Raw genomic sequence first — 25,602 nt, forward strand, 5'->3', positions numbered from 1 at the left:
AACGCATGCAACCCACCCGCTCTGTTCGCCCGTTCGAAGTCATCAGCGACTACACGCCGAGTGGCGATCAGCCGACCGCAATCGCTGAGCTGACGGCGCGCATCAACGCCGGTGAGACCGACGTGGTTCTGCTGGGTGCGACCGGTACGGGCAAATCGGCGACCACCGCGTGGCTCATCGAAGCGGTGCAGCGACCCACGTTGGTTCTGGCGCACAACAAGACCCTCGCAGCACAGCTGGCCAACGAGTTTCGCGAGCTGATGCCGAACAACGCGGTCGAGTACTTCGTGTCGTACTACGACTACTACCAGCCCGAGGCGTATGTACCGCAGACCGATACCTTCATCGAGAAAGACAGCTCGATCAACTCCGAGGTCGAGCGGTTGCGGCACTCCACGACCAACTCGCTGCTGAGCCGGCGTGACGTCATCGTGGTTTCGACCGTTTCGTGCATCTACGGCCTCGGTACGCCCGAGCAGTACATGAACGCCATGATGGCCTTGCAGGTGGGCATGAAAGTCGACCGTGATTGGCTCATTCGCAAGTTCATCTCCATGCAGTACCAGCGCAATGACATCGACTTCTCGCGCGGCAACTTCAGGGTGCGCGGTGACACCATCGAGATCATCCCGATGTACGAAGAACTCGCGATTCGCATCGAGATGTTCGGCGACGAGATCGAGGCGCTGTACACGCTTCATCCGCTCACCGGCGACATCGTGCGCAAGATGGACTCGATCGCGGTCTTCCCTGGCTCGCACTACGTGGCCGATACGAATGTGATGCACCGGGCCATCGGAACCATTCAAGAAGAACTCGCACTGCGGCTCACCCAGCTCGAACGTGAGGGCAAGCTGCTCGAGGCGCAGCGGCTGCGCATGCGCACCACCTTCGACCTCGAGATGATGCAGCAGATCGGTTTCACGTCGGGCATCGAGAACTACTCCCGGCACATCGACGGCCGCAACCCGGGCGAAGCGCCACACTGCCTGCTCGACTACTTTCCCGACGACTTTCTCGTCGTGATCGACGAGTCGCACGTCACCGTGCCGCAGATCGGAGCCATGTACGAGGGCGACTCGTCGCGCAAGCGCACGCTGGTCGAGCACGGTTTTCGGTTGCCGAGCGCGCTCGACAACCGCCCGCTGCGCTGGAACGAGTTCAACGACCGGGTGGGTCAGAAGGTCTACCTCTCGGCGACGCCCGGTAAGTACGAGATGGGTATTGCCGACGGGGTGGTCGAGCAGATCATCCGCCCTACCGGGCTCATCGACCCCGAGATCATCGTGAAGCCCTCGAAGGGGCAGATCGATGATCTGCTCGAAGAGATTCGAGTGCGAGTCGCCAAAGACGAACGCATTCTGGTCACCACGCTCACCAAGAAGATGGCCGAAGAGCTCACCGACTTCATGGGGGAGCACGGGGTACGCGTGCGGTACCTGCACTCCGACGTCGATACGTTGCGCCGGGTCGAGCTGCTGACCGAGCTGCGGGCGGGCGTCTACGACGTTCTGGTGGGCATCAACCTGCTGCGCGAAGGCCTCGACCTGCCCGAGGTGTCGCTGGTGGCGATTCTGGATGCCGATAAAGAAGGTTTTTTGCGATCGTCGACGTCGCTCATCCAAACTATCGGGCGTGCTGCCCGAAACGTGTCGGGTCAGGTGATCATGTACGCCGACGTGATGACCGATTCGATGACGCGGGCTATCGACGAGACCACTAGGCGGCGCGAGAAGCAGGTCGCCTATAACCTCGAGCGCGGTGTCGACCCTCAACCGCTGCGCAAGAAGATCAACGACATCACTGAGTTGCTCGCGCGCGAGGGCGCCGACACCGAACAATTGCTAGCCGGTCGTAATGGCCGGAAGCGCAGCCCCACGCCGAACCTTCGCCGCGAAGGCATCGCGGCAGTGGGTGCGAACGAGCTCGAAACGCTGATCGCAGACCTCAACGACCAGATGATGACGGCCGCGGCCGAACTCAAGTTCGAGCTGGCAGCTCGTCTGCGCGACGAGCTGGGTGACCTGAAACACGAACTGCGTCAGATGGAGAAGGCCGGGCACATCTAATGCAACGACCTTCTGGCTATTGATTATGCACCTCAGGCATTTATGTCTCAGGTGCATGATCTCTGGTCGCAAAAACTTGCATATTGCACGCTTGAGGCATGGCACGAATACATTCTGAGGCAGCTCGCATTCTCGGCGAGCGAGTGAAGGCAGCCCGCCTGCGCATCGGAATCAGCCAAGAAGACCTCGGCGAACTCGCCGACATGCACTTCTCGAACATCGGCAAGATCGAGCGGGGCAATTCGAACCCGAATCTTGCGACAATCGTCGCCCTGGCCGGCCCACTCGGTGTCGACCCTGGGGAGTGGCTCGCCGGACTCACCCCCGCGATGCTCCCCGGCCGCACCCATCAGGTGACGGCGGCCGACCTCATCGCGGCCCGGGCCGAAGGTCGCTCGTAGCCGACCTCATCGCGGCCAGCTCGCGCCCCCGGCGTCGTGAGCCATCTGCGCCGAAGTGAGCCAGGTGTGCCGAATTGAGCCAGGTGTGCCGGGCTCAATTCGGCGCAACAGCCTCACAAGCGACCACCTCACGTGCGGCCACTTCACGAGCGGGCGGTACGGATGCACGGGGTGCGCTGATAGCGAAGAAGTGGGCGCGCGGGGAGGACTGTCAGTGGCACCGCATAGAGTTATGGGGTGTCGATTACTAAGGTCAATTCCGCCGGAAAACTCAGCGTTCGGGGTGCCCGCGTGCACAATCTGCGCGACGTCGACCTCGACATTCCGCGCGACTCGCTGGTGGTCTTCACGGGGCTTTCGGGCTCCGGCAAGTCGAGCCTGGCGTTCGACACGATCTTCGCAGAGGGGCAGCGCAGGTACGTCGAAAGCCTGAGTGCATACGCGCGCCAGTTTCTCGGTCAGGTCGACCGACCAGACGTCGACTTCATCGAAGGGCTCAGCCCGGCGGTCAGCATCGATCAGAAGTCGACCAACCGCAACCCGCGATCGACCGTCGGCACCATCACCGAGATCTACGACTACATGCGCCTTCTCTGGGCGCGCATCGGCATTCCGCACTGCCCGGTGTGCGGCGAGCGAATCTCGGCACAGACGGTTCAGCAAATAGCCGATCAGCTCATGGAGCTCGAAGCGGGCATCCGGTACCAGGTCGTGAGCCCGGTGATCTCGCAGAAGAAGGGCGAGTTCGTCGACCTGTTCAAAGAGCTCGCCGCGGGCGGGTATTCACGGGCGGTTGTCGACGGCGACATCATTCAGCTCAACGAGCCGCCGAAGCTCAAGAAGCAGTTCAAGCACGACATCTCGGTGGTCGTCGACCGGCTGGTGGCCGGCCCCGACATTCTGAGCCGGCTCACCGACTCGCTCGAGACCGCGCTGCGGCTCACCGACGGCATCGTTCAGGTCAACTATGTCGATGCAGACGGGCCGGATGCCTGGCAGACCTTCAGCGAGAAGCTCAGCTGCCCCAATCAGCACCCCATTCAACTCACCGAGATCGAACCGCGCACCTTCTCGTTCAACGCGCCGTTCGGTGCCTGCCCTGAGTGCTCGGGCCTGGGAACACGTATGTCGGTCGACGCCGACCTGCTGCTCGGCGACAGCGAGCTGAGCATCAAAGAGGGCGTCATCATTCCCTGGACCACTCAGGGCAAGGGCCTCTACAACTACTACGAGAAACTGCTCGAAGGTCTCGCGCGAGACCTCAAGTTCGACCTCAGCACACCCTGGAACGAGCTCAGCTCGACCGTTCAAGAAGCCGTGCTACGTGGTGACAACTTCGAGGTTCGCGTGAAGTGGAAGAACCGCTTCGGCCGCGAGATGAGTTACACCTCGGGGTTCGAGGGCGTGGTTCCTTACATCGAACGCCAATACCTGCAGGCCGAGACCGACAACCAACGCGCCCGCTGGTCGGAGTACCTGCGCGAAGTGCCGTGCCCCGTCTGCAACGGCAAACGGCTGAAGCCCGAGGTTCTCGCGGTGCTGGTGAACGGCCACAGCATCGCAGACGTGACCGACATCAGCCTCACCGACGCCCAAGACTTCATGGCCGAACTGACGCTCACCGACCGCGAGGCGCACATCGCTGCCCAGGTGCTGCGTGAGATTCGGCTGCGTCTCGACTTCTTGATTCAGGTGGGGCTCAATTACCTCAACCTGGCGCGAGCCGCTGCTTCACTGAGCGGCGGAGAAGCGCAGCGAATCCGCCTCGCCACCCAAATCGGGTCAGGGCTCACCGGCGTGCTGTACGTGCTCGATGAACCCAGTATCGGGCTGCACCAGCGCGACAACCGCCGGCTCATCGAAACCCTGGTCAAGCTCAAGAACCTCGGCAACACGCTCATCGTGGTCGAGCACGACGAAGACACCATTCGCACCGCTGACTGGGTGGTCGACATCGGCCCCGGTGCTGGTGTGAACGGCGGCAAGGTGGTGCACTCGGGTTCGTATGAGGGCCTGCTGAACAACCGCGAGAGCCTGACCGGCGACTACCTCTCGGGCCGCAAGTCGATCGACATTCCCACGAGCCGTCGCCCGCTTGACCCCGATCGCGAAATCACCGTGGTCGGAGCCGAGGCGAACAACCTCAAGAACGTCACCGTCAGCTTTCCGCTCGGCACGTTCATCGCCGTCACCGGCGTCAGCGGTTCGGGCAAGTCGTCTCTCGTCAACGACATTCTGTACCGCGTGCTCGCCAACAAGCTCAATGGCGCCCGCAAGATTCCGGGCAAACACAAGCGCGTGACCGGGCTCGAGAACCTCGACAAGGTGGTGCACGTCGACCAGAACCCCATCGGCCGCACCCCGCGCTCGAATCCGGCGACCTACACGGGCGTCTTCGACCGCATTCGCAATCTCTTCTCTGAGACGCTCGAGGCGAAGGCCCGCGGCTACCAGCCGGGCCGCTTCAGCTTCAACGTGAAAGGCGGCCGCTGCGAGGCGTGTTCAGGCGACGGCACGATCAAGATCGAGATGAACTTCTTGCCCGACGTGTACGTCGCCTGCGAGGTCTGCGGGGGAGCACGGTATAACCGCGACACCCTCTCGGTGCACTACAAAGGCAAGAACATCGCCGAGGTGCTCGACATGCCCATCGCCGAGGCGGCGGTGTTCTTCGAACCGATTCAGGCTATCCATCGCTTCTTGAACACCCTGGTCGAAGTGGGCCTCGGCTACGTGCGGCTCGGTCAGAGCGCCACAACGCTCAGCGGCGGCGAGGCGCAGCGCGTCAAACTCGCTACCGAGTTGCAGCGCCGGTCGAACGGTCGCAGTGTGTATGTGCTCGACGAGCCGACGACCGGCCTGCACTTCGAGGATGTTCGTAAGCTGCTGCTCGTTCTGAACGGTCTCGTCGATAAGGGCAACACCGTGATCGTGATCGAGCACAACCTCGACGTGATCAAGTCGGCCGACTGGCTCATCGACCTCGGGCCCGAAGGTGGTTCTGGCGGCGGTAAAATTCTTGCAACAGGTACTCCAGAACAGCTCGCTAAGGTGAAGAAGAGCCACACCGGGTACTTCTTGAAAGAGATTCTCGAGGCAGAAGAAGGTACGAGACGCAAGGCGTCATGAGCGACACAGTACGAACGGGCTGGTGCCCGAACATCCGGTCGACCGCAGATCGGTGGGCACGATGACCGACACCGTCAGCTATCGCCCGAAAGCGGGTGAAATTCCCACGCAGCCCGGCGTTTACCGATTTCGTGACCCTAACGGGCGCGTGCTCTACGTGGGTAAGGCGCAGAACCTGCGCGCGCGGCTGAGCAACTACTTCGCGCCCTTGCGCAGCCTGCACGAACGAACTCGCCGCATGGTGACTACCGCTGCAAGCGTCGAGTGGACCGTCGTGGGCACTGACGTTGAAGCACTACAGCTCGAATACACCTGGATCAAAGAGTTCGACCCGCCCTTCAACGTCAAGTTCCGCGACGACAAGACGTACCCCTTCATGGCGATCACGCTGGCCGACGAAGCGCCGCGTGTCATGGTCACGCGCAACCCGAAGATCAAGGGTGCCAAGTATTTCGGACCGTACCCGAAGATCTGGGCGGTGCACGACACCATCGACCTGATGATCAAGGCGTTTCCCATTCGCACCTGCTCCGATTCGAGCTACAAGAAGGCGATGCAGAGCGGGCGCCCGTGCTTTCCCGGCCAGATCGGGCGCTGCGGCGGCCCGTGCTCGGGCAAAGTTACCATCGAAGAGCACCGCGAGATCGTCAATGACTTCATCGCGTTCATGAACGGCCACGACAAGAGGTTCGTCACCGAGACGACGAAGCGGATGCGCGAGGCTTCCGAGGCCCAAGAATACGAAAAAGCGGCGCGCTACCGCGACCAGCTGCAGGCCCTCGACGCGGTGCTCGAGAAGAGCAACGTCGTGCTCGCCGACAGTGTCGACACCGATCTCTTCGGCATCGAGCACGACGAACTTGCCGCCGCGGTGCAGCAGTTCATCGTGCGCGGCGGGCGCATCCGCGGTGTTCGCGCGTGGATGGTCGACAAAGAACTCGATCTCACCACCGCCGAACTCGTCGACTCCATTCTGCAAACGGCCTACGAAGGCCAGATTCCGCCGCGCGAGATCATCGTTCCCGACCTGCCCGATGACGCCCATGAACTCGAGCAGTGGCTCTCCGAACGACGCGGTACCTCGAAGGTCGCGCTCAAGACGGCCCAGCGCGGCGAAAAAGCCGCCCTCATGCAAACGGCAACTCTCAACGCCAAAAACGCTCTCATGCTGTACAAAACGCGCCGCAGCACCGACTTCGTCGCACGCACCGAAGCCCTCACAGACATCATGAACGGGCTCGGGATGCCCGACGCACCCTTGCGCATGGAGTGCTTCGACGTCTCCCACCTGGGCGGTACCAATGTGGTCGCGTCGATGGTGGTTTTCGAAGACGGCCTAGCTCGCAAAGATCAGTATCGCCGCTTCACCATTCCCGAGACCACCGACGACACCGACTCGATCTACCAGGTCATCACGCGCCGGCTCGCCTACCTGCAAGAGGGGTCTGAGCGCGCCGACTCCGACACCGGCACGAAGAAGTTCGCCTACCCGCCGAATCTGCTGATCGTCGACGGCGGCCAGCCTCAGGTGCAGGCCGCGGCGCGGGCGCTGAAAGAATCGGGTGTCGAGGGCATCTTCTTGTGCGGCCTGGCCAAGCGCCTCGAAGAGATCTGGTTGCCCGATGACGACTACCCGGTCATCCTGCCCCGAGGCAGCGAAGCGCTCTTCTTGCTACAGCGCATACGTGATGAGGCGCACCGCTTCGCCATCACCCACCAGCGCGCCCGCCGCAAACGTGACATCACCTCCGTGCTCTCTGAGATTCCCGGCCTCGGCCCAGCGCGCGTGAAAACCCTGCTCAAAGAGTTCGGCTCCGTCACGAAACTGAAGCAGGCCACCGCCGAACAGATCGCCGAGGTCAAGGGCGTCGGCCCCCTCCTCGCGGCCACCATCTTCGAGCAACTCCGCGCCTGACCCGGCGACACGCCCGATAGTCTTAGTGACGGAAGACCACAACAGCACCGACGAGGCGAAAGCAACCCGACACGATGACACCAGGCACTGCCGAACAGCAGGAAGTGCTCATTGTGACCGGCATGTCGGGCGCGGGCCGCTCGACGGTGGCGAACGCGCTCGAAGACCTCGGCTGGTACGTGGTCGACAACCTGCCGCCGCAGATGCTCCGCCCGCTCGTCGATCTAGCCGAACGCGCGGGTTCGACGCTGCCGCGCCTGGCCGCGGTGGTCGATGTCAGAGGCCGCGACTTCTTCTCCGACCTGCAGGTCATCATCGAAGACCTGCGCAGCGGCATTCAGCTGCGCATGCTGTTTCTCGAGGCGACCGATGCCGCGCTGGTGCGGCGTTTCGAGCAGGTTCGGCGCCCGCATCCACTTCAAGGCAACGGCACCCTGCTCGACGGAATCGGCGCCGAGCGCGCCCGCATGACGCCCATTCGGGAGTCGAGCGACATCGTCATCGATACGTCAGATCTGAACATCCACCAGCTGGCAACACGGGTCGCCGAACGCTTCTCGGCCGTCGACACCGCCGGCGTGCAGGTCACGGTGATGAGTTTCGGGTTCAAGTACGGCGCCCCGAGCGATGCCGACGCCATGGCCGACTGCCGCTTCATTCCGAACCCGTTCTGGATTCCCGAACTTCGAGACAAATCGGGCCTCGACCCCGAGGTGAGCGACTACGTGCTGGCCCAAGAGGGCGCAGAAGAATTCGTCGAGACCTACGCCAAAGCCCTGGCCCCTGTGCTGGCCGGGTATCAGCGTGAGAACAAACGCCACGCCACAATTGCCATAGGCTGCACGGGCGGTAAACACCGCTCTGTGGCGGTCGCCCGCAAGCTGGCAGAACTGATCAGCACGAACCCTGGCGTTGCGGTGAGCGTGAAGCACCGCGATCTGGGGCGCGAATAGCGACCGCACGGGCATCCGCTTTCACAAGAAGCGAAAACGCGCGCGCAGGCCGTATGAAGGAGATGGAAGAGATTGGCTCTCACTGCCGATGTCAAAAACGAACTGACCGGGGTCGTCGTCAGCAAGACGGCCGCCCGGGCAGCAGAACTCGCAACGATCTTGCGTTTCGCCGGAGGGTTGCACCTCATCTCCGGCCGAATCGCCATTGAGTCTGAGCTCGACACCCCCGAACTCGTCAAACGGGTGCGCAAAGACCTGGCCGAGCTCTACGGGGTGCGCGGCGACGTCTCGCTCGTCTCCGCCTCGGGCGTGAGACGCAACAGCTACTACCTGGTGCGCGTACTCGACGGCGGCGAAACTCTCGCGCGCCAGACGGGGTTGCTGGATGCCCGGCGGCGCCCCATCAGAGGCCTGCCCAACCGGCTCACCACCGGGTCTGCCGAAGAACTCGCGGCCGTCTGGCGCGGAGCCTTTCTGGCGCAGGGCTCACTGACCGACCCCGGCCGCTCGGCGGCTCTCGAAATAGTCTGCCCGGGCAACGAATCGGCCATGGCCCTCGTCGGCGCCGCCGCCCGCCTGCATGTTTCGGCGAAGGCACGAGAGGTGCGCGGCGTTCATCGCGTGGTCATTCGCGACGGCGAGTCGATCGCCTCGATGCTGAGCCTGATGGGTGCCAAGCAGTCGGTGGCGAAGTGGGAAGAAATGCGCCAGCGCCGCGAGGTGCGCGCTACCGCGAACCGCCTGGTGAATTTCGACGACGCGAACCTTCGCCGTTCGGCGCAGGCCGCTGTCGCGGCTTGCTCGCGTGTCGAACGCGCGCTCGAGATCATCGGCGACGAAGTACCCGAACATTTGCGCTACGCAGGTGAACTCCGGCTGAATTTTCGGGATGCGAGCCTCGACGAACTGGGCCACCACGCCGACCCTCCCATGACGAAAGACGCCATCGCCGGGCGCATCCGCCGGCTGCTCGCCATGGCCGACAAGAAGGCCTCAGACCTCGGAATTCCCGGCACCGACGCGAACTTGCCACCCGACCTCGACGACTAACTGCCACCCTCGTAAGACGGGGAAGCATTCAGAAGCCGTGCGGTTGACATCAATAGAATAGTCAGGTGGGCCAAGCGAAACCTTCGGCTCGCACAACAAGTACAAGGAGACAAGCAATGGCTGAATACACCCTTCCAGATCTTCCCTACGACTACGCAGCTCTCGAGCCGCACATCAGTGCGAAGATCATGACGCTGCACCACGACAAGCACCACGCGACCTACGTCGCCGGCGCCAACACCGCCATCGCAGGCATCAAAGAGGCGAGCGAATCAGGCAACCTCGGCGCCATCAACAAGCTCGAGAAAGACCTCGCCTTCAACCTGGGCGGTCACGTCAACCACTCGATCTTCTGGACCAACCTCACCCCTGAGACCCAGACCCCCGAGGGTGAGCTCGCTGCTGCCATCGACGACTCGTTCGGTTCGTTCGAGAAGTTCCAGGCCGCCTTCACGGCCGTCGCTCTCGGCGTGCAGGGCTCCGGTTGGGCCGTTCTCGGCTACGACGTCATCGGTGGCAACATCGTGACCTTCCAGCTGTTTGACCAACAGAGCAACCTGCCCGCCGGCGTGGTTCCGCTCTTCATGCTCGACGTCTGGGAGCACGCGTACTACCTCGACTACCTCAACGTTCGCGCCGACTACATCAAGGCCATCTGGAACATTGCGAACTGGTCGAACGTCGCCGCCCGCCTCGCTGCCGCGAAATCGCAGACCAACGGGCTGCTGGTACTGTCATAACTGAGCTTTACGCTCACTCGATGGATGATCGGGCCCTCCCCGGAGGGCCCGCATCCACTCGCTGATCCCCTCAGTTCAACTGAACAACTACGAGATCTCTGCCCCGCGGGGCCCAATTACAGGAGCACTACGTGTCCGTAAAGATCGGTATCAACGGCTTCGGCCGTATTGGCCGCAACTACTTCAGAGCAGCGCTTGCCAAGGGCAGCGACATCGAAATCGTGGCGGTCAACGACCTCACTGACAACAAGGCTCTCGCTCACCTGCTGAAGTACGACACCATCGGTGGCCGTCTGAACGCAACCGTCGAGCTCGACGGTGACAACATCGTCGTCAACGGCAAGCCGATTCTGGTTCTCGCCGAGCGCGACCCCGCAAACCTGCCGTGGGGCGAGCTGGGAGTCGACATCGTCATCGAGTCGACCGGCCGCTTCACCAAGTCGTCAGATGCGCGCAAGCACATCGACGGCGGTGCCAAGAAGGTCATCGTCTCGGCTCCGGCCACCGGCGACGACGTCGCGACGCTCGTGCTCGGTGTCAACGAGGGTACCTACGACCCCGACATTCACGACATCATCTCGAACGCTTCGTGCACCACGAACTGCCTCGCGCCTCTCGCGAAGGTACTACTCGACAACTTCGGCATCGAGCGCGGCTTGATGACCACGGTTCACGCCTACACGGCTGACCAGAACCTGCAAGACGGTCCGCACAGCGACCTGCGTCGTGCCCGTGCCGCCGCTGCGAACATCATCCCGACCTCGACCGGTGCCGCCAAGGCGCTCGGCTTGGTCATTCCTGAACTCGTCGGCAAGCTCGACGGTTACGCGCTGCGGGTGCCGGTTCCCACCGGCTCGATCACCGACCTCACGGTCGAGGTGTCGAAGCCCGTCACGGTCGCACAGATCAACGAGGCCTACAAGAACGCCGCCAACGGCGAGCTCAAGGGCATTCTCAGCTACACCGAAGACGAAATCGTGTCGAGCGACATCGTCGGCGATCCGCACTCCTCGATCTTCGACGCCGGCCTCACCAAGGTCATCGGCAACCAGGTCAAGGTCGCTTCGTGGTACGACAACGAGTGGGGTTACTCCAACCGCCTCGTCGACATCACCGAGTACGTAGCAAGCAAGCTCTGAGCCAATGGTTTCGCCGGCCCTAGGCCGGCGAACACGAATAAATCCTCGAGCTCAGTTGGAGAAAACTAGAAGTGACGATACGAACCCTGGATTCCCTCGGGTCGCTCGCCGGTAAAACGGTCATCATCAGATGCGACCTGAACGTGCCGTTGAAAGATGGCGTAATCACCGATGACGGGCGAGTTCGCGCGTCACTTCCCACGCTTCAAGCGTTAGCCGCTCAGGGCGCCAAGGTGGTTATTGTGAGCCACCTTGGCCGCCCCGACGGCGCGCCAGAAGCGAAGTACAGCCTGGCGCCCGTGGCGACCCGGCTCGCAGAGCTGCTTGATGCTCCCGTTGCGTTCGCCACCGATACCGTCGGTGCGAGTGCTCAGGATGCCGCGTCGAAGCTCAGAGCCAATTCAAGCGGTGACGGCCAGTTCCTTCTGCTCGAGAACTTGCGCTTCAATCCCGGCGAAACGGCCAAGACCGACGCCGATCGGCGTGCTTTCGCCGAAAGTCTGGTCGCAGCAGTTTCGGCCGATGCCTTCGTCTCCGACGGCTTCGGCGTGGTGCACCGCAAGCAGGCGAGCGTCTTCGAGCTTGCCGAACTGCTGCCGAGCGCAGCCGGTCTGCTCATCGAGACCGAGCTGAAGGTGCTCGATCAGCTGACCGAGACGCCCACGCGGCCGTATGCCGTCGTTCTCGGCGGTTCGAAGGTCTCTGACAAGCTCGGTGTCATCGGCCACCTGCTGCCGAAGGTCGACACACTACTCATCGGCGGCGGCATGCTCTTCACGTTCCTGGCCGCTCAGGGCTACCAGGTGGGTGCGAGCCTGCTCGAGAAAGACCAGATCGACACGGTCAAGGGTTACCTCGAGAAAGCCACAGAGCTCGGCGTCACCATCGTGCTGCCGACTGACGTGGTGGTCGCCTCGAAGTTCGGTGCAGATGCCGAGCACACGGTCACGAGCGCGTCGACCATCGAAGAGACGCCGTTTGGAGCATCCGGTCTCGGTCTCGACATCGGCCCCGAAACGTCAGCGACGTTCGCTGGCATCATCGAAGAGTCGCACACCGTGTTCTGGAACGGCCCGATGGGCGTTTTCGAACTCGAACCCTTTGCCGAGGGCACTCGTGCCGTTGCGGCGGCGCTCACCAAAGTCGACGGACTTGGCGTCGTCGGCGGTGGCGACTCGGCAGCGGCCGTGCGCGCCCTCGGATTCACCGACGATCAGTTCGGTCACATTTCTACGGGTGGCGGTGCCAGTCTCGAATTTCTCGAAGGCAAGCGTCTGCCCGGCCTGGAGGTTCTCGGATGGTAGCCAGCACTCGTATTCCGCTCATTGCGGGCAACTGGAAGATGAACCTCGACCACTTGCAGTCGATCGCCTTCGTGCAGAAGCTGGCGTGGAGTCTGAAAGACGCCAGCCACGACTACTCCGACGTCGAGGTGGCGATTTTTCCGCCGTTCACCGACCTGCGTTCGGTGCAGACGCTGATCTCGGCCGACAAGCTCGAACTGGCTTACGGCGGGCAAGATCTTTCGGCAGCCGATTCAGGCGCTTACACGGGCGAGATCTCGGGTCAGTTCTTGGCCAAGCTCGACTGCCAGTACGTCATCATCGGGCACTCCGAGCGACGCACGATGCACCACGAGACCGATGAGGTTGTTGCTGCCAAGGTGGCAGCGGCCCTGAAGCACGGGCTCGTTCCGGTGATCTGCGTGGGGGAGACCGCCGAAGACCTCGAGAAGTTCGGGCCGAGTGCGGTTCCTGTTTCTCAACTCAAGGGTGCGCTCACGGGTGTGCCAGCCGACGCGAACATCGTGGTGGCCTATGAGCCGGTCTGGGCCATCGGCTCGGGCCAGGCCGCGACCCCCGATCAGGCCGAGGCTGTGTGCGCCGCGTTGCGGGCGGAGCTTGCCTCGACGTTGAGCGACGACACAGCGGCGGCCACGCGCATCCTGTACGGCGGCTCGGTGAAATCGGGCAACATCGCCGGCTTCATGCGTGAGCCGAACGTCGATGGTGCCCTCGTCGGTGGCGCCAGTCTTGACCTCGACGAGTTCAGTGCCATCGTGCGGTACAAAAGGCACGTCGGCGTATAGAGGTATACTTGCTTTGGTCTTTGGGGGGCGAGTCGTTCCCTGTGTGTTGTGAAAGGTAATCCGTGCAAATCCTTCAAGTCGTTCTTCAGGTGCTTGTCGGCATTACCAGCCTGCTTCTGACTTTGCTGATTCTGCTGCACCGCGGTCGCGGTGGCGGTTTGTCAGACATGTTCGGTGGCGGCGTCACATCCAACCTCGGTGCGTCAGGTGTCGCAGAACGCAACCTGAACCGCATTACGGTGATTCTCGGGCTCATTTGGGTGCTTTCCATTGTGGTGCTCGGGCTCATCACCAAATTCGATACCGGCAATTAGGGGAATTCCATGGCATCAGGTGGCAGTGCAATTCGAGGATCACGCGTCGGCGCGGGGCCTATGGGCGAGCAAGACCGCGGCTACCACGCCGATCGCATCAAGATCTCGTACTGGGATGCCCTTGGCAACGAGACGGTGCGGTACTTCGCAGCCAACCTGCCCTCTGAAGAGATTCCCGAGACCATCGACTCACCGCAGTCGGGTCTTCCGGCCGGCCGCGACCAGCTGAACCCGCCCTCGGTCGCGAAGCTCGAGCCGTACAAGACCCACCTCGCCTACGTCAAAGAGCGTCGCACCGAAGAAGAAGCCGCTCAGCTGCTCGAAGACGCCCTCGCGCAACTCCGCGCACGTCGCGGCACCGCGGTTCCCGCTACAAACTAGCTCTCATCGAAGAAGGCCGCATCCATCACGGGTGCGGCCTTCTTCGTCACGCATCGCCTTTTGTGAGCCCGTTATGGCGAGTTGAGTCCGGTACACCGGGCTCAACTCGCCGCAACAGGCTCACTCAGTGCGGCAATGCAACGGCAGTGCAGTGGCAGCTCAGTAGGAGGGGGCGATGAGGTTCTCGGGCACTTCGGCGGCCGCCTCGCGGTCGACGAAGAAGACGGTGCGCTTTCGGCCCTCGGCTCCTGCGACGGGAACCTCGTCGACGCTTGCCCCTGCGAGGGCGAGGCCGAGCGCTGAGGCCTTGTCTGCGCCCGCGAGTACAAGCCAGATGCGGTCGGCCGACTGGATGACCGGGAGCGTCAGGCTGATGCGTAGCGGCGGCGGCTTGGGGGAGTTGCGCACCGAAACCACGGTCGCGTCTCGTACCGTGATGCCCTGCATTCCGGGAAAGAGCGACGCGATGTGCCCGTCGGGGCCCACCCCGAGAAACAGAATGTCGAAGCGCGGGTAGAGTGCGGCATCCGGAGCGAAGGCGGCCAGCTCACGAGCGTAGGCCGCCGCCGCCTCATCGAGATCGGCGATGTCGTCGCTCGACGCCATCGGGTGAATCTTCGCCTCATCGACCGGAATATGGTCGAGCAACGCCTCGCGCGCCTGCAGTTCATTACGATCAGGGCTGTTCTTCTCGACAAAACGCTCGTCGCCCCACCAGAAGTGGATGCGCTGCCACTCGACGTTCGTCTGCGCGGGCGAATTGCGAATGGCCACCATCAGGTCGGTATTGACGCTTCCGCCGCTCAGTACCACATGCGCTTCATCGAATTCATCGAGAATGTCGATGATCTTGGTGATGAACCGAGCGGCGACCGCCCCGGCTAACGATGCTTTGTCGGCATGAACGAGAACGCGACGATCGGTTGTCATTGATTCCAGCTTTCGAAGGCGGTCGAACAGGGTGGCGCAGGTGTAAAGCGAGTGCGGGCGATGCTAGTCGCGTGAAGCGGATGTTCGTACGAGTCTTACTGCCTGACGATGCTGATCACACCCGTGTCAAGGCTCACATTCGTCGACGCGAACAGCTCGGCAAGACCGACTGAGATCACGTCACCGTAGAGGTCGTCGGGGTCGAGGCGGCGCAGTTCTTCAGCGAGGCAGTCGCGGAGGTTGCGGCGCGGCAGCGAGAGGTCGTGGGTGGGCTGGTTCGGCTGAATCAGCGTGGCCACGTTCGGAATCTCGCGGGTGAGGTCGATAGTGCCCGATTCGCGAACCAGCTTGACGCTGTGAATGCCACTCGAGCCGTTCGCGCGCTTCGTGAGCCCGTAGGTGACCGGCGCCTGCAGCTGATGCCCGAGCCAGGCGGCGAGCAGCAGCGTGGAGGGGGAGTCCGACGCACCCTGCACCTCGACCGCGGTGACTGGCTCGTACGGTGGCTGGTCGAGTACGGCGGCGAGTTGCGCGCGCCAGAGGGTCAAGCGCGTCCACGCGAAGTCGGTGTCACCGGGGGCATAGGTCTCCGAGAGCCGCACGAGCGACTCGACCGGGTTCGGATGGTTCGCAGCATCCGTAATGCGGCGGTGAGCGATGCGCCCGAGACTCGAGGTCGAGGCCTTCTCGGGCGATTCGCCCGGCCACCAGACCACGACGGGGGCGTCGGGCAGCAACAGACCGGTGACCAGACCTTCTTCGTCGGTCGCCGCAGCGCCGTATGCTTTCAGCAGCACGACCTCGCTCGCGCCGGCGTCGCCGCCGACCCGAATCTGGGCGTCGAGCCGGGCTCCTCGCCCGGTGCGCAGGCCGTCAGACTCGCTGTCGGTCGATACCACGATGACGCGCATCGGATGCTCGCGCGAGGCGTCATTGGCGGCCTCGATGGCCTCCTCTTCATGCCCCAGGCTCGTGCGAATCACCAAGGTCAGAACGCGCCCGAGGGCGACAGCGCCGCCCTCTTCGCGAATCTTGACGAGTGCCTTCGAGATCTTGCTGGTATTGGTGTCAGGAAAATCGACGATCATGGACGTCTCCAGGTTCTACCGTCACGGGCGAGTAATTCATCAGCTGATTCGGGGCCCCAGGTACCGGGCCGGTACTGGTCGGGTTGCCCCTGCGTCGCCCAGTATTCTTCGATCGGGTCGAGAATCTTCCACGACAGCTCGACCTCTTGGTGGCGGGGGAAGAGCGGCGGCTCGCCGAGCAGCACATCGAGAATGAGTCGCTCATATGCCTCGGGGCTTGCCTCGGTGAAAGCGTGGCCGTAGCCGAAGTCCATGGTCACGTCGCGCACTTGCACGCCGGCACCGGGAACCTTCGAGCCGAACCGAATGGTCACACCCTCGTCGGGCTGCACTCGAATGACGAGCGCGTTCTGGCCGAGTTCCGACGTCTGCGCCTCAGCGAAGAGGTGCTGGGGTGCCCGCTTGAACACCACCGCGATCTCGGTGACGCGGCGGCCGAGCCGCTTGCCAGCACGCAGGTAGAACGGCACGCCGGCCCAGCGGCGGGTGCCGATGTCGAGCCGAACCGCCGCATAGGTCTCGGTGGTCGACTCGGGGTTCATGCCGTCTTCTTCGAGAAAGCCGGGAACGAACTCGCCGCCCTGCCACCCCGTCGAATACTGCCCCCGAGCGGTCGAGGCGCTGAGGTCTTTCGGCTGTTTGACAGCTGCCAGCACCTTCTCTTTCTCGGCGCGCAGATCGGAGGCGTTGAACGAAATCGGCTCTTCCATGGCCGTCAGAGCCATCAGCTGCAGCAAGTGATTCTGAATCACGTCACGAGCCGCGCCAATGCCGTCGTAGTAACCGGCCCGACCGCCCACACCGATGTCTTCGGCCATAGTGATCTGTACGTGGTCTACGTAGTTGCCGTTCCAGATGGGTTCGTAGAGCTGGTTCGCGAAGCGAAGCGCGAGAATGTTCTGCACCGTCTCTTTGCCGAGGTAGTGGTCGATGCGAAAAACGTCATCGGGCGCGAAGACCGACTCGACCACATCGTTCAGCTCACGAGCCGTCTTCAGGTCGCTGCCGAACGGCTTCTCGATGACTACTCGACGCCACTGCCCGGGCTGCGGATGCGCCAGGCCCGAGCGTCGCAGCTGCTCGGTGACCAACGGAAACGCCTTCGGCGGAATCGACAGATAAAACGCATAGTTGCCCTTGGTGCCGCGCACCGAATCGAGCTCGGCAATGGTGTCTTTCAGGCTCTCGAACGCAGAGTCGTCATCGAATTCACCCGAGACGAAGCGGATGCCCTCCGAAAGTTGACGCCAGACCTCTTCGTCGAACGGGGTGCGCGCATATTCCTTGACGGCGTCGTGCACCACGCGTTCGAAGTCTTGATCTTGCCAGTCTCGCCGCGCAAAACCCACGAGCGAGAAGCCTGGCGGCAAGAGACCTCGGTTCGCCAGGTCGTAGACCGCCGGCATCAGCTTCTTACGTGACAGGTCGCCGGTCACACCGAAGATTATCAGGCCGCTGGGGCCCGCGATTCGGTTTAGCCGCCGGTCGGTCGGAAGTCTGAGGGGGTTGTAATCCGGAGTGATTTCTACCGGTGACATCGTGCTCCTTGCGAGTGGTGCGCCGCGTGAACAGCGCACCTGAGGTGTTCAGTTGAGTGAGTCGAACAGACTGGTCACGTTGGCGGCCGGGTCGGTGAGGTTCAGGCGCAGCACCGGTCGGCTGTGCTGCTCGAGAACGCTGGCGTCGCCCGCCGCTTGAGCCTGGATGAGCTGGCCCAAGGTGAACGGCCGGTCGGGTACCTCGAGGTCGATGCTCGGGGTCTCAGTGATCTGCACGAACACGCCGACAGCCGGGCCGCCTTTGTGGAACTGACCGGTGGAGTGCAGAAAGCGCGGCCCCCAGCCGAAGGTGACCGGCCGGTCGATCTTCGAGGCGAAAGCGTCTCGCAGCTCGGCCAGTTGGGGCAGAGCGACGCGGTCGACGTAGGCCTGAATCGACACGTAGCCGTCAGACGGCGTATCGGAGAGCAGGCGTTCGATGGCCGCGGCGACGGTCTCGACGCCGGTGGTGATCGATGCGGTACCGCGAACCTCGATGCCGTTGTCGGTGAATGCGGGCGCTTCGGGTTCGGGCCGGGCATCCAGCAGCCCCCGTGTGGCGACCTTGGCCGATTCGACGTCGGGCTGATCGAACGGGTTAATGCCGAGCAAGCGACCGGCGACGGCGACCGCGTATTCCCAGGTGAGAATGAGGCCACCGAGCGAACCACTCATCAGAATCTCGCCGTCGTGCCGGTTCTGCGGCAGCAGGTGAAACTGATCGGCTTCGTTGACGAGACGAACGATCTGCAGGTCGGGCAGGTGCTCACCGATTTCGGGGGAGTGCACGTCGAGAACCACGGGCAGCAGGCCGCGACCGAGCTTTCCGGTGGACTCTGCAACGAGCTGCTCGGCCCAGTCGGCGAACCCGACGATGTGCGTGCCGTCAGCGACGATGCCGAGTTTGTTCTTCAGCGGTGCGCTGCCGGCGATGGCCGCGCCCAGAATGAGGGCGGGGTTGTCGACGTCGTCGGTCGAGAGGTAGAGCTGAATCGCGTCGGCCTCGTCGAGCAGCTCGCCGATGTTGACGCCGGCCAGCCCCGACGGAACCAGACCGAAAGCGGTGAGCGCCGAGTACCGGCCGCCCACGTTCGGGTCGGCCGTGAAGACCCGGTAGCCGGCCTCGTGCGCAGACGCTTCGAGCGGCGAACCCGGGTCGGTGACCACGATGATGCGGCCCTTCGGGTCGACACCCACTTCGCGAAACGCCTTCTCGTAGATGCGCCGCTGGCTGTCGGTTTCGACCGTCGACCCCGACTTCGATGACACGACGAGAGCACTGGTCGCGAGGCGATCAGCGAGAGCGGCCTCGACCTGGCCCGGCGCAGTGGAGTCGAGCACGGTCAGCTCGATACCGGCTGTTCTCGTGATGACCTCGGGGGCGAGTGACGACCCACCCATGCCCGCCAGAACGATGTGGTCGACGCCGGCGGCGAGCAGATTATCCCGCAGCTGCTCGATCTCGGCGACCAAGGGCCTTGAAACCGAGACCACTTCGGTGAAGCCGAGCCGAATCGACGCCTCGGCTTCGGCCTCAGGGCCCCAGAGTGCGGGGTCTTGGGCCGTGATGCCCGAGGCAACAAGGTCTTCGACCAGGGTGGGAACGGTGGCTTCGACGACCGCTTTCACGGCCCCCGAAACGTGGATCTTAACGCTCACGCGTTGTCGCCCTTCGCGGCGTCAAGCGCCGTCTGCACGGTTTCGAGCAGCTCGGTCCACGACACGATGAACTTCTCGACGCCCTCTTTTTCGAGCAGCTCGGTGACCTCGGCGTAGGAGATGCCTTGCGCTGCAATCGCGTCGAGCACCTTGTTCGCCGCAGCGTAGCTGCCTGCGATGGTGTTGCCCGTGATCACGCCATGATCGAAAGTCGCGTCAAGCGTCTTCTCGGGCATGGTGTTGACCACCTCGGGGGCGGCGAGCTCGGTCACGTAGAGCGTGTCGGGCAGCGACGGGTCTTTGACGCCGGTCGAGGCCCAGAGCGGGCGCTGCTTGTTGGCGCCTGCCTCGAGCAGAACCTTCGCGCGCTCGGTGGTGAAGGCCTGCTCGTAGACCTCGTAGGCGAGCTGTGCGTTGGCGACGCCGGCCTTGCTCTTCAGCGCGAGTGCTTCGTCGGTGCCGATGGCCACAAGGCGCTTGTCGATCTCGGTGTCGACCCGCGACACGAAGAACGATGCAACAGAGTGGATGCCCGACAGATCGATTCCGGCCTCTTGAGCCTTCTCGAGCCCGGCCAGGTACGCGTTGATGACGTCGCGGTAGCGCTCGAGGCTGAAGATCAGCGTCACGTTCACACTGATGCCAGCGGCGATGGTCGCGGTGATCGCGGTCAGACCCTCGATGGTCGCAGGAATCTTGATGAGAACGTTCTCTTTGTTGACCTTGTCGTAAAGCTCTTTGGCCTGCTTGATGGTCTTCTCGGCGTCGTTCGCGAAGCCCGGCTCGACCTCGATCGACACACGGCCGTCGAACCCGTTGGTGGCGTCGTAGACCGGCTTGAAGATGTCGCAGCCGTGGGCGACATCGCTCGTGGTGATCTCGAACACCGACTCGGTGACGTTCTTGCCCGCCGCGGCGAGCTCACGAACCTGCTCGTCGTAGGCCTCGCCCTTGGCAAGAGCCGAAGCGAAGATCGACGGGTTGGTGGTGACACCCACCACGTTCTTCTCTGCAATGAGCTTCTGCAGGTTGTCGGTGCGCAGGCGCTCGCGCGAGAGGTCGTCGAGCCAGATGCTGACTCCGACGGCCGAGAGCTGAGCGGTGGGGGTGGTGATTTCTGTGTCTGTCACTTTTCTATCTCCTTGAAAGTCGTGTGGCCGTGAAAATCGTGCGGGCGAATCGGCGCGGATTCAGGCCTTCGCCAGGTTCGACAGCGAGGTCTTAGCGGCCTCGATGGCAGACCCGGTGGTCATGCCGAACTCGCGGAACAGCGTCTTGTAGTCGGCCGATGCACCGAAGTGCTCGATCGAGACGCTCTTGCCGGCGTCGCCGACGTAGGGGCGCCAGGTCAGCCCGAGGCCTGCTTCGATCGAAACGCGTGCCTTGACCGCTGAGGGCAGCACGTGCTCACGGTATTCGGCGCTCTGCTCTTCGAACCACTCCACACACGGAGCCGAAACCACGCGAGCGTTGATGCCATCGGCCTTCAGCAGTTCGCGCGCCTCGACGGCGATCTGAACCTCAGAACCCGTGGCGATGAAGATCACGTCGGGGGTGCCGTTCGGTGCTTCGGCGAGAATGTACGCACCCTTGGCGGTGTTCTTCGCCGAAGCGAACACCTCGCCCGATGCCTCACCGTCGCCGCGCTCGAACGTTGGGATGTTCTGGCGGGTCAACGCAATCGCGGCAGGCCCGACCCGGCGCGACAGAATGGTGTGCCACGCCCACGCCGTCTCGTTCGGGTCGCCGGGGCGAACCACGTCGAGCCCGGGAATGGCGCGCAGAGTGGTCAACTGCTCGATGGGCTGGTGGGTGGGGCCGTCTTCGCCGAGCGCCACTGAGTCGTGCGTGTACAAGAAGATCGACGGTGCCTTCATGAGGGCGGCCAAGCGGATGGCCGGGCGCATGTAGTCGCTGAAGATCAAGAACGTGCCACCGAACGGGCGGGTGTTGCCGTGCAGCACGATTCCGTTCAGAATCGCGCCCATGGCGTGCTCCCGAATGCCGAAGTGCAACACGCGGCCGTACGGGTTGCCCGACCACTCGTGCGTCGAGTGCTCGGTGGGCACGAAGGATGCGCCCGACTCTATGGTGGTGTTGTTCGATTCGGCGAGGTCGGCCGAGCCGCCCCAGAACTCGGGCATCACACCGGCGATGCCGTTGATGACCTTGCCCGAAGCCGCACGCGTGGAGACCTCTTTACCCGCCTCGAAGACCGGCAGGGCATCCTCGATGCCCTCGGGCAGTTCGAAGGCCAGCATGCGGTCGAGCAGCTTCTTGCGCTCGGGGTTCGCTTCGGCCCAGGCGTCGAAGCCCTGCTGCCAGTGCTCGTGCGCAGCCTTTCCGCGGTCGACGGCCTCGCGAGTGTGCGAGATGACCTCGTCGGAGACCGCGAAGTGCTCGTCGGGGTTGAAGCCGAGAACCTCTTTCAAGCCTCTCAGTTCGTCGGCGCCGAGCGCCGAGCCGTGAATCTTGCCCGAGTTCTGCTTTTTCGGCGACGGCCACCCGATGATGGTCTTCAAAATGATGAGCGACGGCTTGTCGGTGACCGCTTTGGCCGCCTCGATGGCGTCGAAGAGCTCGTGCACATCTTCGATGTACTCACCCGTCTTCTTCCAGTCGACGACCTGCACGTGCCAGTGCAGGGCCTCGAAACGCGCGTGCACGTCTTCGGTGAAGGCGATGTTCGTGTCGTCTTCGATCGAGATCTGGTTGCTGTCGTAGAACGCGATGAGGTTGCCGAGCTGCTGGTGACCGGCGAGCGAGGAGGCCTCGTTGGTGATGCCCTCTTCCATGTCACCGTCGCCGGCGATGGTGTAGATGAAGTGGTCGAACGGGCTGGCGCCAGGCGCGGCATCCGGGTCGAACAGGCCACGCTCGAATCGCGACGCGTAGGCAAAGCCAACGGCCGAGGCGAGGCCCTGGCCGAGCGGGCCGGTGGTGATCTCGACGCCATCGGTGTGACCGTACTCGGGGTGCCCCGGGGTCAGCGAACCCCAGGTGCGCAGCTTCTTCAGGTCGTCGAGCTCGAGGCCGTAGCCGCCGAAGTAGAGCTGAATGTACTGGGTCAGCGAGCTGTGGCCCACCGAGAGAATGAACCGGTCGCGGCCGATCCACTCGTTGTCTGACGGGTCGCGGCGCATCTCTTTCTGAAAGAGCAGGTACGCCAGCGGCGCCAGCGACATGGCGGTACCCGGATGCCCGTTGCCGACCTTCTCTACGGCGTCTGCGGCGAGAACCCTCGCTGTGTTGACGGCTTGTTCGTCGATAGATTCCCACTGCAATGATGCCACGAGGTGTAGAGCCCTTCTTAGGTTGCGGTCTGAGGTAGGGAAGCCCCGGAGCACCATCGAGCCGAAGGTGTATTCCCACCCTTCATCCAGTATAGAAGTTGCAGGGGTGCCACCGCCTGCTCGTCTCCGACTTCTACGCTCTGTAAAGTAAGGTAGAGCGAGGTATGTCAGAAGCAGTTAGAGGAGCAATGGACGTAGCTGTAGAAGGCCGCACCGCCCGCCCACGCATCGGCGCGGGTCAGAAGGTCAAGGCGTACGTCTCTCTGACGAAACCTCGCGTCATGGAGTTGTTGCTGGTCACCACCGTTCCGGTGATGATCTTGGCGCAGAATGGCATTCCGAACCTCTGGCTGGTCTTCGCCACGCTGGTCGGCGGTGCGCTGAGCGCCGGGGGAGCAGGCGCGTTCAACTGCTACATCGACCGCGACATCGACCGCGTGATGAACCGCACGAAGTCACGGCCGCTCGTCACAGGCGAACTGAGCGATCGCGAAGGCCTCGTCTTCGCTTGGGTACTCTCTATCGTCTCGGTGCTCTGGTTTGCCGCGTTCGTGAACCTCTACACCGCGGTGCTCTCGGTCATCGCCATCTTCTTGTACGCGGTGGTTTACACCATCATCTTGAAGCGCCACACGTCGCAGAACATCATCTGGGGCGGCATCGCCGGCTGCATGCCGGTGCTCATCGGCTGGGCTGCCGTCACCAACTCGCTCGACTGGCCCGCGTGGGTGCTCTTCGGCGTGATTTTCTTGTGGACGCCCCCGCACTACTGGCCGCTCTCGATGCGTTACAGCGAAGACTACAAATCGGTGGGCGTGCCGATGCTCGGCGTCACTCGCGGTCAAGCCGTGGTGGGGCTGCAGACCATCCTCTACGCCTGGGCGACCGTCGCGTGCTCGCTGCTGCTGATTCCGGTGGCCTCGATGGGCATCGTCTACAGCGTTGCCGCCGTCGCCTCAGGCGGCTGGTTCATCTTCGAGACGCACCTCCTCTATAACACGGCGATCAGCCACGGCGATGTTCGGCCGATGCGCGTCTTCCACGCCTCCATCACCTACCTGACCATTCTCTTCTTGGCGATCGCGATCGATCCGCTTCTCCCGTTCTAAGGGCAGGCCCAGTTCCTAGGTCGGGGGCCTGATCGATCGACGTCGGTCGCGCCTTGTAACTTGTCATCTCTGACTCATTAGGTGATAATTGCTCAATGATATCATGGAAAAAGAGTACCAGGCGACTTGTGGTGATCTTGATGGTTGTTGCAGTCGTCGCACCCGTGGTCGCAATCGCCGTCGTGGTCGTCACTATAGTTTCTGCTGGTTTGGGAGACATGGGGCGAAGTGTGGCCTCCCAATATCTGAGTGATCTGAGTTCGGGGGATTTGACCGGTGCCGCAACTCTGGCTGACGACAATGTCGACCCCGACGTGGTCGCTGCGTATGCCCAGGCCCAACGCATGACTGACGCTCACATAACAGAACAAGACTCTTGGGGAGATGGTGAGGGCAACTACAGCGGTCCTGGCTATTTCACCAGTGTGAACGGTGGTCTCGGTGCGGCATGGGATGTGTCCTTCGAGCTGAACGCGATCGTGCACTCTGATCAGATCACAGTTGTCAAGCACCGTGGCTCATGGATAGTCGACCAGGGTCTCACCGTTGACCTCCAGCCGTACTCCGATGATCTCGCGAGCGCACACTTGGCAGGCACGAACGCCACCCTGAACCAAATGACCGGATTGCCGCTCGGTGTCTACAACCTCGTCGCGCCTCCGGGAGAAGTTTTCGACCCGAGCACTCTCACGATCGACAGCACGACGACTAACCCTTTTGCTGCGCTGACTATCTCTCAAGACTGAGATTCGACCGCGGTCTTTCCGTGCGAGGTTACACTCGTGTTGTCAGTAACACGAGATCGAACGGACGTAGATGCACAAGACCCCTCTCTCGTGGGCGGCAGATCGGTGGACCATCAGCCCCCGCGCGCTGCGCTGGGCAACCACCGCCGCACTTGTGGTCAGCATTTTCATCGTGCTGAGCGGCGGCATCGTGCGGGTCACCGGCTCGGGGCTCGGCTGCCCCACGTGGCCCGCCTGTGAAACGGGGTCGCTGACGACGACGCCGGCCCTGGGCATCCACGGCCTCATCGAGTTCACCAACCGCGCGCTCACCAGCGTGCTGATCGCGGCCGTCGCCTGGGTCATCATCGCCGCCCGACTGCAGAAGCCTCGCGTGCGAGCCATGACACGCCTGGCCTGGTCGCAGTTCTGGCTGGTCATCGGCAACGCCATCGCCGGCGGAATCACCGTGCTCGTCGCGCTGAACCCCTACATGGTGGCCTTTCACTTCATCATGGCCATCGCGCTGCTTACAACGACGACGCTCACCTGGCATCGGGCGCACCGGGGGCAGTCTGCGGCCGTACAGCTGCCGTCTGCCGCCCGCGTGCTGAGCGTTGCGGTCGTCGCGGTGACCATCGTGCTGATTCTGGTAGGCACGCTCGTCTCGGGCACCGGCCCGCACTCGGGCGATTCGGCCGATGTGCCGCGCATGCAGTTCAACTGGGGCGACATCACGATTCTGCACGGCATTCTCGGTTCACTGACGCTCGTGCTCGGTATCGTTCTCTACGCGGTGCTGCTGCGGGTTCCGGATGCCCGGCTCGCCCGCCGCCGCACCTTGACCTTCATCGTGGTGGTGATAGCGCAGGCCTCCCTCGGCCTCGTTCAGTCATTGACGGGCCTGCCCGAAGCACTCGTGGCGCTGCATCTGCTCGGTGCGGCCCTGGTGTGGGTGGGAGCGCTGCGCGTGCTGCTCGACGTGAACCCGAGGCTGTTCGCCGTCGACCAAACCGTTACCTCAGAGGTTACGGAGTATCGACCGGAGACAATCTCGGCCCCGGTAGAATAAAAAGGTTG

The 25,602-nt window shown here is 63.0% G+C and carries 21 protein-coding genes; 15 read left to right on the forward strand and 6 right to left on the reverse strand.

Going from position 1 to position 25,602, the window contains the following annotated elements:
• Nucleotides 1-5: 5 nt before the first annotated feature.
• The 12 genes from uvrB (at nt 6) to IEX24_RS13370 (ending at nt 14,180) form a co-directional block, all read left to right on the forward strand.
• Entirely contained in the window at nt 6-2,069 is a 2,064-nt protein-coding gene (gene uvrB, locus IEX24_RS13315) for an excinuclease ABC subunit UvrB (protein ID WP_188679108.1), read from the forward strand.
• A gap of 98 nt (nt 2,070-2,167) precedes the next feature.
• The gene (locus IEX24_RS13320) at nt 2,168-2,470 is read left to right on the forward strand and encodes a helix-turn-helix domain-containing protein (RefSeq protein ID WP_188679109.1); all 303 of its coding nucleotides are present in this window, start codon (nt 2,168-2,170) and stop codon (nt 2,468-2,470) included.
• Between the two features lie 237 nt (nt 2,471-2,707).
• On the forward strand, nt 2,708-5,599 hold the full coding sequence (uvrA, locus tag IEX24_RS13325) for an excinuclease ABC subunit UvrA (protein WP_188679110.1): 2,892 nt from the start codon (nt 2,708-2,710) through the stop codon (nt 5,597-5,599).
• 61 nt (nt 5,600-5,660) lie between these two features.
• Nucleotides 5,661-7,514 carry an excinuclease ABC subunit UvrC gene (uvrC, locus tag IEX24_RS13330; RefSeq protein WP_188679626.1) on the forward strand — a complete coding sequence of 618 codons (1,854 nt, stop codon included), beginning with the start codon at nt 5,661-5,663 and terminating at the stop codon, nt 7,512-7,514.
• Nucleotides 7,515-7,588: 74 nt separating this feature from the next.
• Nucleotides 7,589-8,467, forward strand: coding sequence for an RNase adapter RapZ (gene rapZ / locus IEX24_RS13335; protein ID WP_188679111.1), 879 nt, complete (start codon nt 7,589-7,591; stop codon nt 8,465-8,467).
• A 72-nt stretch (nt 8,468-8,539) separates the two neighbouring features.
• The gene (gene whiA / locus IEX24_RS13340) at nt 8,540-9,517 is read left to right on the forward strand and encodes a DNA-binding protein WhiA (protein ID WP_188679112.1); all 978 of its coding nucleotides are present in this window, start codon (nt 8,540-8,542) and stop codon (nt 9,515-9,517) included.
• A 116-nt stretch (nt 9,518-9,633) separates the two neighbouring features.
• Entirely contained in the window at nt 9,634-10,257 is a 624-nt protein-coding gene (locus IEX24_RS13345) for a superoxide dismutase (RefSeq protein WP_188679113.1), read from the forward strand.
• 131 nt (nt 10,258-10,388) lie between these two features.
• Nucleotides 10,389-11,396: a type I glyceraldehyde-3-phosphate dehydrogenase gene (gap, locus tag IEX24_RS13350; RefSeq protein ID WP_188679114.1), complete on the forward strand. Its 1,008-nt coding sequence runs from the start codon at nt 10,389-10,391 to the stop codon at nt 11,394-11,396.
• A 71-nt stretch (nt 11,397-11,467) separates the two neighbouring features.
• On the forward strand, nt 11,468-12,700 hold the full coding sequence (locus IEX24_RS13355; protein WP_188679115.1) for a phosphoglycerate kinase: 1,233 nt from the start codon (nt 11,468-11,470) through the stop codon (nt 12,698-12,700).
• Nucleotides 12,694-13,485 carry a triose-phosphate isomerase gene (gene tpiA, locus IEX24_RS13360; protein ID WP_188679116.1) on the forward strand — a complete coding sequence of 264 codons (792 nt, stop codon included), beginning with the start codon at nt 12,694-12,696 and terminating at the stop codon, nt 13,483-13,485. The genes IEX24_RS13355 and tpiA overlap by 7 nt, the downstream gene beginning before the upstream one ends.
• A 62-nt stretch (nt 13,486-13,547) precedes the next feature.
• Nucleotides 13,548-13,799 (forward strand): preprotein translocase subunit SecG, encoded by a 252-nt coding sequence (gene secG / locus IEX24_RS13365; RefSeq protein WP_188679117.1) that lies wholly within the window; start codon nt 13,548-13,550, stop codon nt 13,797-13,799.
• Nucleotides 13,800-13,808: 9 nt separating this feature from the next.
• A complete protein-coding gene (locus tag IEX24_RS13370) occupies nt 13,809-14,180 on the forward strand; it encodes an RNA polymerase-binding protein RbpA (RefSeq protein WP_188679118.1) in 372 nt (123 codons plus the stop codon).
• Between the two features lie 159 nt (nt 14,181-14,339).
• Here the strand turns inward: IEX24_RS13370 and pgl are convergent, their stop codons facing one another.
• From pgl to tkt, 6 genes are all read right to left on the reverse strand, one after another.
• Nucleotides 14,340-15,110, reverse strand: coding sequence for a 6-phosphogluconolactonase (gene pgl / locus IEX24_RS13375; protein WP_188679119.1), 771 nt, complete (start codon nt 15,108-15,110; stop codon nt 14,340-14,342).
• A 95-nt stretch (nt 15,111-15,205) separates the two neighbouring features.
• Entirely contained in the window at nt 15,206-16,198 is a 993-nt protein-coding gene (locus IEX24_RS13380; RefSeq protein ID WP_188679120.1) for a glucose-6-phosphate dehydrogenase assembly protein OpcA, read from the reverse strand.
• Nucleotides 16,195-17,736, reverse strand: coding sequence for a glucose-6-phosphate dehydrogenase (gene zwf / locus IEX24_RS13385; RefSeq protein WP_188679121.1), 1,542 nt, complete (start codon nt 17,734-17,736; stop codon nt 16,195-16,197). The genes IEX24_RS13380 and zwf overlap by 4 nt, the downstream gene beginning before the upstream one ends.
• 48 nt (nt 17,737-17,784) lie before the next feature.
• A complete protein-coding gene (locus IEX24_RS13390; protein WP_188679122.1) occupies nt 17,785-19,395 on the reverse strand; it encodes a glucose-6-phosphate isomerase in 1,611 nt (536 codons plus the stop codon).
• The gene (gene tal / locus IEX24_RS13395; RefSeq protein WP_188679628.1) at nt 19,392-20,510 is read right to left on the reverse strand and encodes a transaldolase; all 1,119 of its coding nucleotides are present in this window, start codon (nt 20,508-20,510) and stop codon (nt 19,392-19,394) included. The genes IEX24_RS13390 and tal overlap by 4 nt, the downstream gene beginning before the upstream one ends.
• Before the next feature lie 75 nt (nt 20,511-20,585).
• Nucleotides 20,586-22,688 carry a transketolase gene (gene tkt, locus IEX24_RS13400; RefSeq protein WP_188679123.1) on the reverse strand — a complete coding sequence of 701 codons (2,103 nt, stop codon included), beginning with the start codon at nt 22,686-22,688 and terminating at the stop codon, nt 20,586-20,588.
• Nucleotides 22,689-22,876: 188 nt separating this feature from the next.
• Here tkt and IEX24_RS13405 point away from each other — a divergent pair, with 188 nt between their 5' ends.
• From IEX24_RS13405 to IEX24_RS13415, 3 genes are all read left to right on the forward strand, one after another.
• Nucleotides 22,877-23,797 (forward strand): heme o synthase, encoded by a 921-nt coding sequence (locus IEX24_RS13405; RefSeq protein ID WP_188679124.1) that lies wholly within the window; start codon nt 22,877-22,879, stop codon nt 23,795-23,797.
• Between the two features lie 140 nt (nt 23,798-23,937).
• Entirely contained in the window at nt 23,938-24,543 is a 606-nt protein-coding gene (locus IEX24_RS13410; protein WP_188679125.1) for a hypothetical protein, read from the forward strand.
• A gap of 70 nt (nt 24,544-24,613) precedes the next feature.
• Nucleotides 24,614-25,594 (forward strand): COX15/CtaA family protein, encoded by a 981-nt coding sequence (locus IEX24_RS13415; RefSeq protein ID WP_188679126.1) that lies wholly within the window; start codon nt 24,614-24,616, stop codon nt 25,592-25,594.
• The last annotated feature ends 8 nt before the right edge of the window (nt 25,595-25,602 follow it).

It is taken from the genome of Subtercola lobariae (genome assembly GCF_014640255.1).
Lineage (GTDB): Bacteria > Actinomycetota > Actinomycetes > Actinomycetales > Microbacteriaceae > Subtercola > Subtercola lobariae.